17 protein-coding genes are annotated in these 13,210 nt (G+C 69.0%); 14 read left to right on the forward strand and 3 right to left on the reverse strand.

All coding sequences use genetic code 11. The annotated features are described in order from the left end of the window. Positions 1–38 precede the first annotated feature (38 nt). The 6 genes from MST3598_RS03400 to MST3598_RS03425 all read left to right on the forward strand — a co-directional run bounded on the left by MST3598_RS03400 (position 39) and on the right by MST3598_RS03425 (position 5,158). A complete protein-coding gene (locus tag MST3598_RS03400) occupies positions 39–713 on the forward strand; it encodes a haloacid dehalogenase type II (protein WP_029259684.1) in 675 nt (224 codons plus the stop codon). A gap of 69 nt (positions 714–782) precedes the next feature. Then, positions 783–2,402 (forward strand): sodium-dependent transporter, encoded by a 1,620-nt coding sequence (locus MST3598_RS03405; RefSeq protein ID WP_021198174.1) that lies wholly within the window; start codon positions 783–785, stop codon positions 2,400–2,402. Then, the gene (locus MST3598_RS03410; RefSeq protein WP_021198173.1) at positions 2,399–2,533 is read left to right on the forward strand and encodes a methionine/alanine import family NSS transporter small subunit; all 135 of its coding nucleotides are present in this window, start codon (positions 2,399–2,401) and stop codon (positions 2,531–2,533) included. Before MST3598_RS03405 ends, MST3598_RS03410 begins: the two co-directional genes overlap by 4 nt. A 128-nt stretch (positions 2,534–2,661) precedes the next feature. Beyond that, positions 2,662–3,528 carry an AraC family transcriptional regulator gene (locus MST3598_RS03415; RefSeq protein ID WP_029259685.1) on the forward strand — a complete coding sequence of 289 codons (867 nt, stop codon included), beginning with the start codon at positions 2,662–2,664 and terminating at the stop codon, positions 3,526–3,528. 131 nt (positions 3,529–3,659) lie between these two features. Beyond that, positions 3,660–4,295 (forward strand): GyrI-like domain-containing protein, encoded by a 636-nt coding sequence (locus tag MST3598_RS03420; RefSeq protein ID WP_029259686.1) that lies wholly within the window; start codon positions 3,660–3,662, stop codon positions 4,293–4,295. A gap of 62 nt (positions 4,296–4,357) precedes the next feature. Further along, a complete protein-coding gene (locus tag MST3598_RS03425) occupies positions 4,358–5,158 on the forward strand; it encodes a DUF1206 domain-containing protein (protein WP_029259687.1) in 801 nt (266 codons plus the stop codon). Between the two features lie 32 nt (positions 5,159–5,190). On the opposite strand, the gene MST3598_RS03430 is transcribed toward MST3598_RS03425, so the two are convergent. Together MST3598_RS03430 and MST3598_RS03435 are read right to left on the reverse strand one after the other, a co-directional pair. Beyond that, the gene (locus tag MST3598_RS03430; RefSeq protein WP_029259688.1) at positions 5,191–5,838 is read right to left on the reverse strand and encodes a LysE family translocator; all 648 of its coding nucleotides are present in this window, start codon (positions 5,836–5,838) and stop codon (positions 5,191–5,193) included. A gap of 105 nt (positions 5,839–5,943) precedes the next feature. Then, entirely contained in the window at positions 5,944–6,336 is a 393-nt protein-coding gene (locus MST3598_RS03435; RefSeq protein WP_021198168.1) for a nuclear transport factor 2 family protein, read from the reverse strand. Positions 6,337–6,427: 91 nt separating this feature from the next. Here MST3598_RS03435 and MST3598_RS03440 point away from each other — a divergent pair, with 91 nt between their 5' ends. The 8 genes from MST3598_RS03440 to MST3598_RS03475 all read left to right on the forward strand — a co-directional run bounded on the left by MST3598_RS03440 (position 6,428) and on the right by MST3598_RS03475 (position 12,275). Beyond that, a complete protein-coding gene (locus tag MST3598_RS03440) occupies positions 6,428–6,808 on the forward strand; it encodes a winged helix-turn-helix transcriptional regulator (protein WP_021198167.1) in 381 nt (126 codons plus the stop codon). Positions 6,809–6,850: 42 nt separating this feature from the next. Then, positions 6,851–8,158 carry an aminotransferase class V-fold PLP-dependent enzyme gene (locus MST3598_RS03445; RefSeq protein WP_021198166.1) on the forward strand — a complete coding sequence of 436 codons (1,308 nt, stop codon included), beginning with the start codon at positions 6,851–6,853 and terminating at the stop codon, positions 8,156–8,158. Continuing rightward, positions 8,155–8,589: a Fe-S cluster assembly sulfur transfer protein SufU gene (gene sufU / locus MST3598_RS03450; protein WP_021198165.1), complete on the forward strand. Its 435-nt coding sequence runs from the start codon at positions 8,155–8,157 to the stop codon at positions 8,587–8,589. Before MST3598_RS03445 ends, sufU begins: the two co-directional genes overlap by 4 nt. 16 nt (positions 8,590–8,605) lie before the next feature. After that, positions 8,606–9,583 (forward strand): GNAT family N-acetyltransferase, encoded by a 978-nt coding sequence (locus MST3598_RS03455; protein WP_051671111.1) that lies wholly within the window; start codon positions 8,606–8,608, stop codon positions 9,581–9,583. Positions 9,584–9,642: 59 nt separating this feature from the next. Further along, positions 9,643–10,284, forward strand: coding sequence for an NADPH-dependent F420 reductase (locus MST3598_RS03460; RefSeq protein ID WP_096359407.1), 642 nt, complete (start codon positions 9,643–9,645; stop codon positions 10,282–10,284). A 111-nt stretch (positions 10,285–10,395) separates the two neighbouring features. After that, a complete protein-coding gene (locus tag MST3598_RS03465) occupies positions 10,396–11,061 on the forward strand; it encodes a GntR family transcriptional regulator (RefSeq protein WP_029266074.1) in 666 nt (221 codons plus the stop codon). 108 nt (positions 11,062–11,169) lie between these two features. Further along, complete coding sequence (locus tag MST3598_RS03470) at positions 11,170–11,415, forward strand: hypothetical protein (protein WP_021198161.1); 246 nt, start codon at positions 11,170–11,172, stop codon at positions 11,413–11,415. After that, positions 11,412–12,275 carry a hypothetical protein gene (locus MST3598_RS03475; RefSeq protein WP_029259692.1) on the forward strand — a complete coding sequence of 288 codons (864 nt, stop codon included), beginning with the start codon at positions 11,412–11,414 and terminating at the stop codon, positions 12,273–12,275. The genes MST3598_RS03470 and MST3598_RS03475 overlap by 4 nt, the downstream gene beginning before the upstream one ends. A 63-nt stretch (positions 12,276–12,338) precedes the next feature. On the opposite strand, the gene MST3598_RS03480 is transcribed toward MST3598_RS03475, so the two are convergent. Next, a complete protein-coding gene (locus tag MST3598_RS03480) occupies positions 12,339–13,178 on the reverse strand; it encodes an SDR family NAD(P)-dependent oxidoreductase (RefSeq protein ID WP_029259693.1) in 840 nt (279 codons plus the stop codon). Between the last annotated feature and the right edge of the window lie 32 nt (positions 13,179–13,210).

Consider the following 13,210-nt stretch of genomic DNA (forward strand, 5'->3'; position numbering starts at 1 on the left):
CCGGCCCCTGCGCTCCCGCGTCGGGGCAGACTCGAACCATGCTGCGCGACATCACCACGATCGTCTTCGACGTGCTGGGCACCCTGGTCGATGAACCCGGAGGGCTCCGCATCGCCATCGAGGAGGCGGGCGGCTCTCCCCGTGATGCCGATGAACTCCTCGGCGTCTGGCAACGTCATATCGAAGGGGAGCAGCGCCGGATCGCACGGGGTGAGCGCGACTATGTCGACTCCGGAATCCTTGATCGCGAGGCGGCGACTCGGGTGGCGCAGACCGCGGGGATCACGGATGCCGCGACGATCGATCGCCTCGCCACCGCGACGAAGCGTCTTCCCGCCTGGCCGGATTCGTGCGAGGGCGTCGCGCGGCTTGCCGCCCGCTTCCATGTTCTCGGGCTGTCGAATGCGAACCCGGAGTCGCTGCGCGCGCTGGGGGAGCACGCCGGACTGCGATGGCACGGGGCGCTCTCCGCGAATGCCGTCGAGGCCTATAAGCCCTCACCGCGGGTCTACCGGCTCGCGGTGGAGGAGGCAGGGGGCGACCCGGAGAGAGTGCTCATGGTCGCCGCTCACGCCTGGGACCTCAGAGGCGCCGGAGATGCAGGGATGAGGACCGCGTACGTGCCGCGTCCGGTGGGTGATCCGCCCGCGGAGACCGACGCCTTCGACGGTCGCTTCTCCACCCTGGCCGGGCTGGCGGATGCGTTGGACTGAAGCGGCGGGATCGGCTCGTGTCTGTGTCCGACCCGACGTTCGGCTCGACCCTCAGGTAGCCTCGTCCGCATGGCCACCGCAGCGACGCAGACCCACAAACGTGAAGCCTTCGGCTCGCGCAATGTGTTCATCCTCTCGGCGATCGGCTCCGCGGTCGGCCTCGGGAACATCTGGCGGTTCCCCTACGTCGCCTACGAAGGCGGTGGCGGAGCCTTCCTGATCCCGTACCTGTGTGCTCTGCTCACGGCCGGTATCCCGCTGCTGTTCTTCGACTACGCGATCGGTCACCGATTCCGTGGGTCGGCGCCGCTGGCGTTCCGTCGCATGCACCGTGCGGCCGAGCCTCTCGGCTGGTGGCAGGTGCTCATCTGCGTCGTGATCGCGGTCTACTACGCGGTGATCATCGCCTGGGCGGCGATGTACACGTGGTTCTCGGCCCAGCTCACCTGGGGCGCGGGCAACGAGAACGACTTCTTCTTCATCGACTTCCTGCGATCGGCGGACGTCGCCGAGGTCGGTGTATCGACCGATTTCGTCCCGCAGGTCGGCATCCCGCTCGTCGTGGTCTGGCTGATCGTGATCGTCATCATGGCGCTGGGCGTCAAGCGCGGCATCGGCCGGGCGAACATGATCCTGATGCCGCTGCTCACCGTGATGTTCGCGATCCTCGTGGTGCAGTCCCTGTTCCTCCCGGGAGCCATGGACGGCCTCAACGCCTTCTTCACCCCGAACTGGGAGGCACTGGCCGACCCCGGCGTCTGGGCATCCGCCTACGGACACATCTTCTTCTCGCTCTCCGTCGCCTTCGGCATCATGGTGACCTACTCGTCCTACCTGAAGCGGAAGACCGATCTGACCGGTTCCGGGCTCGTGGTGGCCTTCGCCAACTCCGGTTTCGAGATCCTCGCCGGCATCGGCGTCTTCGCGGCGCTGGGATTCATGGCGCAGGCGCAGGGAACGGAGGTGGCCGGTGTCGCGTCCTCCGGAATCGGTCTCGCCTTCATCGCCTTCCCCACGATCGTCTCGCAGGCCACGGGAGGGTCGATCATCGGTGTGCTGTTCTTCGGAGCCCTGGTGTTCGCCGGCGTCACCTCCCTCATCTCGATCCTCGAGGTGATCGTGGCCGCACTGCAGGACAAGCTGGGATGGGCGCGCGTGCGCACGACCCTCACGGTCGCGATCCCGTTGGCGATCATCTCGATGGCGCTCTTCTCGACGACCACGGCCCTGTCGGTGCTCGACACGGCCGATGCTTTCGTCAACTCCTTCGGCATCATGGCGGTCGCGCTGGTGGCGGTCATCATCGTGGCCTGGCTGCTGCACAAGCTGCCGGTGCTGGTCGAGCACCTCAACCGGCGTTCGAGTTTCCGGGTGGGCACCGTCTGGAAGGTGCTCGTCGGGGTTCTCGCGCCGGTCGTTCTCGGATACCTCTTCGTCAGCGAGCTCATCGCGAAGACTTCCGAACCGTACAGCGGCTATCCCGCCTGGTTCCTCGCCATCTTCGGCTGGGGGATGGTCATCGCCCTGGTCGTCCTGGCGCTGATCCTGTCGGCGCTGCCCTGGAGCACGCGCTCGCATGCGAAGGACGACCCCGAGTACGACGAGTTCCTCTCCGAGGAGCACTACGAACCGGATACCGAGACCTCGGCGATACCGGCAGTCGGCACGACGAAGGGAGCCGGCGCATGACTCCGATCGCGATCGTCATGATGATCGTCGCCATGGTCACGGTGTGGGGTGGCCTGATCGCCGGGATCGTCAACCTGGCGCGTCATCCCGAGGAATCGGAGACCGAACCGGCGCCGCCCGTCGAACTCTGACGTCGATCGAGCGCTGACGTCGATCGAGCTCTGGCGCCGATCGAGTGCGGGCACTGATCGCATCGGACCGCAGAAGTCGGGTCGCGAGGGGTGCGCGACGGTGACGATGGTGAGGAAAGGAGGACCTCATGATCGGCACGCTGAACGCCTTGATCGACATGGTCGACGCGGGAGACCCGGGTCAGGAGATCGACGTGGCCTCGTTCTCGCATGAGCACGGGACCACCGAGTATCACCTGCGCCGGATGTTCTCGGCACTCGCGGGCATGCCGTTCTCGGAATACGTGCGTCGTCGTCGGATGACCCTCGCCGGGGCGGAGCTCGCTGCGGGTGCCGCGAGTCTGCTCGACGTGGCCGTGCGCCACGGGTACGGGTCGGTCGAGGCATTCGGACGCGCGTTCCGGGCTGTGCACGGCATCAGCCCGGCCGATGCGCGCCGTGACGGGGGTCCTCTCCGCACTCAACCCACGCTCCGGTTCCGCCTGAGCGTCGAAGGGAGAATCCCCGTGGACGTCACCATCACCACCCGGCCCGCGTTCGTCCTCGCCGGTCATGCCGCCGAGGTCCCGTTGATCCACGAGGGCGTCAATCCGCACATCCAGGAGCACATCGCCGCGATCCCGTCCGAGGAACACGCGCGCCTCAAGGGTCTCGGCGACGCCGAGCCGTCGGGGATCCTGGCCGTCACGGCCGATATCGAACCGGACGCACCGGAGGGCACGCTGCTCACGTATCTGCACGGCGTCGCCCTGCAGAGCACCACTCCCGTTCCGGACGACCTCGACTCCCTTCCCCTCGAAGCCGGTTCCTGGGCGGTCTTCGCCGCCCAGGGCCCGTTCCCCGAGACGCTGCAGGATCTGTGGGCCGCCACAGCGACCGAGTGGTTCCCGTCGAACCCCTGGAGGCTTCGTCCCGGTCCCTCGATCGTGCGCTACCTCGAGTTCCGGGGTGACTCCGCGTCGTGTGAGCTCTGGCTTCCGGTCGAGCACGGCTGACGCAGGCCCGAGGGCGGGTGGGCGTCCGCGCACCACCCGCCCTCGCCTCGCCTTGCCGCGCCTCGTCTCGCCTCGCCGCACCGTGTCCGACGCCCGTGCGACACTGGGCGCACGAGCAAGGAGGGCGCATCATGGCGGCGATCGATCCCAAGAAGACGCTCGACGTGTATCGCGCGAAGAGGGGAGAGTTCCGCATCGTCGAGGTGCCGCCCCTGCAGTATCTGATGATCGACGGGGCAGGCGACCCGAACACCGCACCCGCGTACCGGGAGGCCGTGTCCGCCCTGTTCCCGGTGGCCTATGCGCTGAAGTTCGCGAGTCGGAACGAGCTCGGCGTCGACACGGTGGTGATGCCGCTCGAAGGACTCTGGCATGCACCGGACATGGAGTCCTTCACCTCGCGCCGCGACAAGTCGGCGTGGATGTGGACGATGATGATCATGGTCGGCGACCACATCACCGGGGCGATGTGCGCGGCTGCGGTGGAAGCCGTCGCGCAGAAGGCGGCGAAGAAGAAGGAGTCGATTCCGGCACTGGAGTCCGTGCGGTTGGAGACGCTCGACGAGGCCACCTGCGTGCAGACGCTGCATGTCGGCCCGTTCGACGACGAAGGTCCGGTGCTCGACGATCTGCATCACCGCTTCATCCCCGAGAACGGGCTGCAGATGCGAGGACTCCATCACGAGATCTACCTGAGCGATTTGCGTCGCGTCGATCCGGCGAAGCTGCGCACGATTCTCCGGCAGCCGGTCATGCCGCGCGCCTGAGCGGTGGATACCGGGAAAGCAAGCCCCTCCTCGGCTTCCGGTGCGACGGATACGCTTCAACGATGAGCACGGTCAAGAATGCGGCACGCGTCGCCAAGAGGTCGTCGACGTTCCGACGGATCGCCCGTGCCGGGTTCGTCGTCCTGGGTCTCATCCACGTCATCATCGGCTCGGTGGCGATCTCCATCGCGGCGGGCGCCTCCGGTGACGCCGACCAGGACGGGGCGATGGAGCAGATCCGCCAGAGCCCGATCGGAGGGCTGCTCCTCGTGCTCGTGGCCACCGGGCTGATCGCGCTTGCCGTATGGCAGATCGCCAGTGCCTTCCTCGCCGCCGACCCGGCCGAGACGAAGAAGTGGGGTCAGCGCGTCAAGCTCTTCGGCATCGCCGCCGCGTACCTCGTCGTCGGAGGCATGGCCCTGATCTACGCGGTGGGTGGCAACGCCGACTCGGAGACGGCCTCGAAGACCTTGAGCGCGGTGCTGCTCTCGGCGCCGGGCGGCGTGGCCCTGCTGGTCGTCGTGGGGCTCTCGGTCGTCGGGGTGGGGGTCGGGTTCGTCGTCGGCGGTTTCACCCGCGGCTTCGAGAAGCTGCTCGACCTGCCATCGGGGGTCGCTCGCGGGGGCATCGTGACGCTGGGAGTGATCGGCTACTTCGGCAAGGGCATCGCGGTGGCCGTGACCGGGGTGCTGTTCGTGGTCGCCGCCGTGACACAGGACCCGGAGAAGGGCGCAGGGCTCGACGCTGCTCTGCACAGCCTGCTCGAGCTGCCCCTGGGAGGACTCGTCCTGGGGCTGGTCGGCGCAGGCTTCGCGGTCTACGGCGTCTTCTGCATCGCTCGGGCCCGCTTCGCTCGCATGTGACCTCCAGGCACGTGTGAGCGTTCAGGCCGCACTCAGGCGGTCGCGGGCTTCTCGCTCCACACCAGAAGGAACGCTCCGAGAGCGATCATCAGTCCGCCGCCTGTCGCGCCCATCGCCTCGATGCGTCGTGGGGAGCGACCGAACCAGTCGCGGGCGGCACTCGCGAGGAGCACCCACACCGCGTCGCACGTCACACCGATGGTGACGACGATCGCCCCGAGCAGGAAGAGCTGCGCGGGGACGGAACCGGCATGCAGATCGACGAACTGGGGCAGGATCGCGAGGAAGAAGGCGATGGACTTCGGGTTGGTCACGCCGACGACGAAGCCTTCGCTGAGGAGTCGCCACCCCGAGCGCCGTGCCGGTGCCGAGAACATGGCGCGCGCCGCATCCTTCCGGTGCCTGATCGCCTGGATGCCGAGGAAGATCAGGTAACCGGCGCCGAGCACCTTGACGATCGTGAACAGCACGATCGACTGTGCGATCACGGTGCCGACGCCGAGCGCGACGGCCACGACGAGGACGATCGACCCGACGGCCGTGCCGAGGATGCTGAGGAACCCGCCCCAGCGCCCCAGCACCATGGCCCGGCCGATCGTGAACAGCACCGTCGGCCCGGGAATCACGACCATGACGAACGCGGCGACGACGAAGGCGAGCAGCGTGTCCGGGGCGATCATGGGATGAGCCTAGAGGCGCGGGCGCCGGGCGGTCGAGGCCCGGCCACCCGGCGCTGCCGGATCAGGTGCTGCCGGAGACGGTGCTGCCGGATCCGGTGCCCTCGATCAGACGGTGCCCCAGAAGCGGTCCTCCGCGTCCTGGTCCTCGCTGATCAACCAGACCTCGACGATGCGGTCATCGGCGACGCGGAAGACGTCGACGCCGTGCTGGTCGAGGTCGTCGCGCCCTTCGCGCTGGGCACGGAAGCGCACGGTCGCTGAGACGAGTGCGCCGCTCTCGGTCGCCGATTCGGTCTCGAGGGCGAAGGTTCCGCCGCTCAGTTGCATGAACCGGCCGAGGTGCGCGAGGATCGCGTCGGGACCGACATGGTCCCCCGAGACCTGGCTCTCTCCGGGCTGGTGCCAGACGGCGTCCGCGTGGAAGGTCGCGGCCAGCGCCTCCATGTCTCCGGCGGCCATGGCCGCACCATACTGTCCTACGACGTCGATTGCCGACATGATGCTCCTCCTGGATGGGTCGGTACTGTGGAGCATCCAGCGTCTCGACCGGGACGCGGTTACTTCAACGTCACCGGGGAAGGAGCGGCGGATGTCGCGCACATGGACGGTGTTCTCCGCCAGTTGCCCGTCGCGCGCGTCCCTCGCCCGCATCGCGAACAAGTGGACCGCGATGATCGTCGTCCTCCTGCACGAGCAGCCGCTGCGCTTCGGCGAGCTGCACAGCCGGATGGACGGGATCACGAAGAAGGTGCTCGTCGACACACTCCGCGCCCTCGAACGCGATGGGATGCTCGAGCGGGCGGTCGGTGACGACGGTCATCCCCGGTACCGACTCACCCCGCTCGGGCGGACCCTGCACGAGCCGCTCCAGGCGCTGCAGGTCTGGGCGGAGTCGCACGTGGAGGATGTCCGCGATGCGCAGGACCGCTACGACGAGGCCGCCGACGCGAAGACGCTCGACGGGCGCTGACGCCTGCGCCCACCCCCTGCTCACAGGTGGGAAACTGGAACGATGAGCGTTTCTCCCGGTGTCGACCTGATCGCCCCCTTGAACGAGGCCGAGGTGCGGCGCATCCGCGGGGACTTCCCGATCCTGGGAGCGCAGGTGCACGGGCATCCGCTCGTGTATCTCGACTCGGGGGCGACGTCGCAGCGCCCGACCGCGGTGCTCGACGCCGAGCGTGACTTCGCGACCTCCATGAACTCCGCGGTGCACCGTGGCGCGCACACGCTCGCCGCCGAGGCGACCGAGCTCTTCGAAGACGCGCGCGCCGCCGTCGCCCGATTCGTGGGCGCCGCCGACGACGAGATCGTCTGGACCTCGAACGCGACCGAGGCGATCAACCTCGTCGCGTACTCGCTGTCGAACGCGTCGCTCGGGCGCGGGGGAGCGGCCGCCGAGGGGCTCCGTCTCCGCGAAGGCGACGAGATCGTGACCACAGAGATGGAGCACCACGCGAACCTCATCCCGTGGCAGGAGCTGGCGGCGCGCACCGGCGCGACGCTGAAGGTCATACCCCTCGACGACCACGGGGGCCTGCGGCTCGACGTCGCGGCGGAGCTGATCACCGCCCGTACGAAGCTCGTCGCGTTCACCCATGTCTCCAATGTGCTCGGTGTCGTCAACCCCGTCGATCAGCTCGTCTCGCTCGCGCGCGAGGTCGGCGCACTGACGCTGCTCGACGCCTGCCAGTCGGCACCCCACCTCCCGCTCGACGTGCGTGCCCTCGGGGTCGACTTCGCCGTGCTGTCCGGTCACAAGATGCTCGGACCGACCGGCATCGGCGCCCTCTACGGTCGGCGCGAGGTGCTGGCAGCGATGCCCCCGTTCCTGACGGGCGGTTCGATGATCACCACGGTGACCACGACCGAGGCCGAATACCTGCCGCCGCCCCAGCGCTTCGAAGCGGGAACGCAGCGCGTCTCGCAGGCGATCGCGCTCGCCGCGGCCGTGGGATACCTGACCGAGGTGGGGATGCCGCGCATCGCCGCGCACGAGGCCGCGTTCGGCCGCCGTCTCGTCGACGGGCTGAGCGCGATCGACGGCGTGCGTGTGCTCGGCGCCGGTATCGACCTGCCCCGCGTCGGCCTCGCGAGCTTCGACGTCGAGGGCATCCACTCGCACGACGTGGGTCAGTTCCTCGACGACCGCGGCATCGCCGTTCGCGTCGGCCACCATTGCGCGCAACCGCTGCACCGCCGCCTGGGTGTGACCTCCTCCACCAGGGCGAGCACCTACCTGTACACGACCGAGGCCGAGGTGGACGCCGTGATCGAGGGCGTCGCCGGAGCGATCGACTTCTTCCGGAGGGGCGCATGAGCGACCTGCAGAACCTGTACCAGGAGCTGATCCTGGACCACTCGCGCACGCCGCACGGCTATGGACTCCGCGACGAGATCCCCGCGCAGTCCCACCAGTTGAACCCGACCTGCGGTGACGAGATCACCCTGCAGGTGCACCGCGATGCCGACGGCAGCGTCGAGGCGATCGCCTGGGAGGGGCACGGCTGCGCGATCTCGCAGGCATCGGCCTCTCTGCTGGCGGAGCTCGCGGAAGGACTCAGCGTCGAAGACCTCGAGGTGCGCATCGCGGCCTTCCGCGAGGCGATGCGATCCCGCGGCACGATCGAACCGGATGAAGAGCTCCTCGGTGATGCCGCTGCCCTCGGTGGGGTGTCGAAGTACGTCGCGCGCGTCAAGTGCGCCATGCTCGCCTGGGTCGCCGCGGAAGACGCGCTCACGCGCAGCTGAGGTGCAGGATGGACGCATGTCCCTGCACCTGACGCCCCTCCCCTCCACCCGCTTCGAGGCGTGGGCGACAACCGCACGGCAGCGCCTGATCGACCGGAACAGGGAGTCGGGGCGACGCCTCGGCGCGGACGCTGTCGGGCACGTCGAGCAGGTGTTCGGCGACCTGTTCCCGGAGGGCGGTGCGACCTCGACGACGCGGGTCATGCGCATCGTCGACGATGCGGACGGCGAACTCGGAACACTCGTGCTGGCCCTGAGCGGACAGAAGATGCTCCTGCTCGACCTCGACCTCGACGTCGGCCTCGACCTCGACGTCGACCTCGGCGGTGCCGAGACGCTGAGCGATGCCCAGAACGAAGGGCTGCTCGCGCTCCTGCTCCCGATCGCGCGCGACATGGGCGCCACCCAGATCGGGGCGCAGCTCTTTCCGCAGGACACGGCCGGACGGGTATTCGCCGAACAGGGCGGATTCGAGGTGGCCTCGATCCAGATGGTGCTCGAACCGCTTCCGGTGCGCGACCCCGCTTCCCGCGTCGAGGTGTCGCCGATGACCGCGGAACGCTTCCCCCGCTTCGCGGCAGCGTCGGAGGAAGGGTTCGCGCACGACCTCGTCGCGTCGGGGCGCTACACGTCCGAGGAGGCGATCGCCGAGTCGCATCGCCAGATGGTCGAGGAGCTTCCCGACGGGCTCGATACCGAAGGACAGGAATTCTTCACCGCTGCTGTCGACGGAACCGAGGTCGGCATCCTGTGGTTCGGGATGCGGCGGCGCGACGGTCGTCCGCAGGCGTTCATCCTCGACATCGAGGTGGCCGCGGATCAGCGCCGGAAGGGATACGGACGCGCGTTGATGCACGCCGCCGAGAGAGAAGCCCGCAGGCTCGGCGCGGACTCGATCGGGCTGCATGTCTTCGGCTTCAACACGGGGGCCGTCGACCTGTATGAGCAGCTCGGCTACCGCCGCACCGAGGAGAGCCTGCTGCGCGAGGTCTGAGCCACGGTCACGCGAGCACTCGACGGGAATAGCCCTGAGCGCGAGGCGTTGGGGCCAACATGACAACTCTCGGAATCATCGGTGCAGGACACATCGGCAGCCAGGTCGCGCGCGTCGCGGTCGCGAACGGCTACGACGTGGTGATCGCCAACTCGCGTGGACCGGAGACACTCGCCGACCTGGTCGCCGAGCTCGGGCCCAGGGCTCGGGCCGCGACGGCGCAGGACGCGGCCGCTGCCGCAGACGTGGCCGTCGTCACTGTGCCCCTCGGCGCGATCGACCAGCTCCCGGCCGAGCAGGTCGCGGGCAAGATCGTCCTCGACACCAACAACTACTACTTCGAGCGGGACGGACACATCGAAGCCCTCGACAAGGGGGAGACCACGACGTCCGAGCTGGTGCAGCGTGCGCTCCCCGGCGCGAAGATCGCGAAGGCGTTCAACCACATCTTCGCCTCGGAGATCACGTCCGACGGAACGCCGGCCGGCACCCCCGACCGTCGCGCGCTGGCCACGGCCGGCGATGACGTGGAAGCCGTGGCCTTCGTGACGCGCTTCTACGACGAGGCCGGCTTCGACACCGTCAACGTGGGTCCGCTCAGTGAGTCCTGGAGGGTCGAGCGCGACCGCCCGGCGTATGTGGTGCGGCAGACTGCCGAAGAGCTCACGGCGAACCTCGCGATCGCGAACCGCCTGCCCTGAGCGTCGTCGGGGGCGAGGGAGGAGCCCTCGTCCCCGCCCGGGCCGCCGCCGCTGCGAGGGCTTGGGATACCAAAAGTTGAGGAACACCGCCGGGAGTGCGAGAATGCCCAGATGGCGGGGGCTATAGCAGGAGGCGGCGAACTCGAGTCGGTGAGGGTCACGCGCATCCTTCGCGATGACATCATCCTCGGGCGGCGGATGCCGGGGTCGCGCCTGGTGGAGCGCGACATCGCGGCAGAGCTCAATGTGTCGCGACTTCCGGTCCGGGAGGCCATCCGCACGCTCGTCGCGGAGGGGATCGTCGTCGCCCGTCCCCGCACCTGGGCAGTCGTGCGGGAGTTCACCCATCGGGACATCCAGGACTTCGCCGAGGTGCGCGAGGCCATCGAGACGCTGATCTTCGTGTTCGCCGCCGAGCGGCACGACGAGGCCGGTATCGCCCGGATCCGCGAGGTCTACGAGCGTGAGCTCGCGGCCGCGAAGGCGCAGGATTCCGAGGCTGCGAGGGTGGCCGCAGCGGAGTTCCACGAGGTCGCCGTCGAACTCGCGGCGAACGAGATGCTCGGAGAGCTCATCGCCGTGTTCCTCACGCGTCTGCGCTGGTTGTTCGGTCAGCACGACGATCTGCTCGCGATGGCGGACGAGCATCGCATCATCCTCGAGGCGATGACTGCGCGTGACACCGAGGCATTGCGCCGGATCGTCCCCGCGCACCTCGCCAGTGGTCAGTCCGCAGCCGAGCGACGCCTCGCCGAGAACAGTGACCTGACGGCCTGAGCTGCCGGTTCGCCCTGACGCAGGTCGGGGGACCGCAGAGTCGGCTCCGGTTGTATATTGGGGCGATCGGAGTCGGTCCGGAACTGTTGCGCTGTCCTGGGGAGCGAGATGCGGAGTCTTGCTGTCGCGGTCGGATGCCTGTTGCTCGTCGGCGGGATCACGCTCGTCGCGATCGCGGATCAGGAGCGCATGGCGTCGATCGCCGCGGTCAAAGCGGAGATCGCACGCGTCGAAGGCGCGCTGGACACGTCGCGCGGCGAGAACCGGGAACTCGCCGAGAAGCTCACCGCCCTGCGGTCGAAGCTCGCTGAGCAGGACGCGCAGATCGCCGACACGACGGGGTTCCTGCCGTGATCCGCCGGGTGCTGGCCGTCACCCTCGCCGCCGCGGTGCTACTCATCTCGGGGATGATCGGCAGAGCTGACGCCCTCGAGCACGAGAGAACGACCGCTGTCGCACAGCTCGTCGCACTGAACGGCCAGTATCGCGACGCCGGCCAGCGCACCGACTACCTCGACGGGGCCGTCGAACGCGCAGAGCAGGAGACCGCCGATCGCGCCGCCGTCCTCGCGCTGCGGCCCGCCTTCCTCGCCGAGGTAGAAGCCCTGACCGCCGCACTCCAGGGGGCCGAAGGTCGGGTGGACACGGCCGCGCACCGCGCCGCCGCCCTGTCGGCACAGCAGGCCGTCGCCGCCGAGAAGGAGAACCCCGATACCGTCGCGGCGGCCACGGCGACCCTGCACGCGCTCACGGAGAAGGTGGGCACAGAGGTCGCGTCCTGGCAGGCGGCACAGAGCTCGGGTCCCGGAGGGCCGATGTGGTCGTCGAGCGGTCCGGAGGGATACGCGCGGGTGCGGGCAGCCCTCGACCTCGTCGGTGGTGGGGGCGTGGGACTCTACGAGTCCTCGTCGTGTGCGGGCGGGAACGCCCCGGCATGCGCGAACAGCAACGGATACATCAAGTACCGCGCCGACATCGCGACCTGGAGTGCCGGCCGGTTGAACTGGGCGATGGCGCATGAGCTCGCGCACATCTACCAGTTCCGCGTATGGGGCGCGCTCACCTCATCCGGGGCGTACGGGGCGCTGTTCGGCGGTGACCCGGAGTTCCTCGCGAACTGCATGGCCGTGGTGCGGGGCTATCCCGGATCGGTCGGCTGCAACGGCGACCAGCAGGCGTGGGCCTCGGCCATCTGGGTGGGCACCGTCCGCTGAGCGGGAGCCTGTCGCCGGCGTCCCCTCAGGTCGCCGGCGTCGCCTCAGGTCGCCGGCGTCGCCTCAGGTCGCCGGCGTCGTGGTGTCGATCGCCGCGCGCAACGGGCGACGCATCACTCGCCAGTAGGAGGCGGGAGCGATGCGGGTGAGCACGTCGATCAGGCGGGCTTCTCGCCCGACCATCGTGCGCGCAGCCCGTCGTTCGGTCGCCCGCACGATCCGGGCCGCGGCATCGGTGGGCTCGGTGTGGTACATCGCGGCCTGCGCGGCGGCGGCCCGGGCCGCCACCTCCGGGTCGATCGCCGCGGCGTAGCGACCGTGCAGGATGATCCCGGTGCGCACCCCCGCAGGGTAGACGGCTCCGACGCTCACCGAGGTGCCCTCGAGCTCGTGCCGCAGAGCCTCGGAGAACGCGCGTACCGCGAACTTGCTGACCGCGTACGGGATGCGGCCGGCGGGGGCGGCGAGTGCGTAGACGCTCGCCAGGTGCGTGATGTGCGCGGCCGGCGCGGCGCGGAGCGCGGGGAGAAGGGCTTTGGTGACCGAGACCGTTCCCCAGAGGTTCACGTCGGTGAGCCAGCGCATCTCCTCCATGGTGAGCTGGTCGATGTCGCCGAGCATCGACGAGCCGGCGCACGTGATCAGGGCGTTGATGCGCGGGTGGGCCTCGGTGATGTCGGCGGCGGTCGCGAACACGGCCTCGTCGTGGCGGAGGTCGACGACATGCGTCGTCACGCGCACGCCCTGCAGTTCGGCCGCGATCGTCGCGAGTGACGCGGCGTCGTGGTCGATGAGCGCGAGGTGCACTCCCCGAGCCGCCAGCAGGCGTGCGATACCCGCGCCCATCCCGTTCGCCGCTCCGGTGATCACGGTGGTGCTGCCGGTGAGTTCGAGGTGCTTCATTGCTCTCCTGCACGGCGCGATCCTGGTGCGAA

This window comes from Microbacterium sp. TPU 3598, assembly GCF_002356155.1.
In the GTDB taxonomy this organism is placed as follows: Bacteria; Actinomycetota; Actinomycetes; order Actinomycetales; family Microbacteriaceae; genus Microbacterium; species Microbacterium maritypicum_A.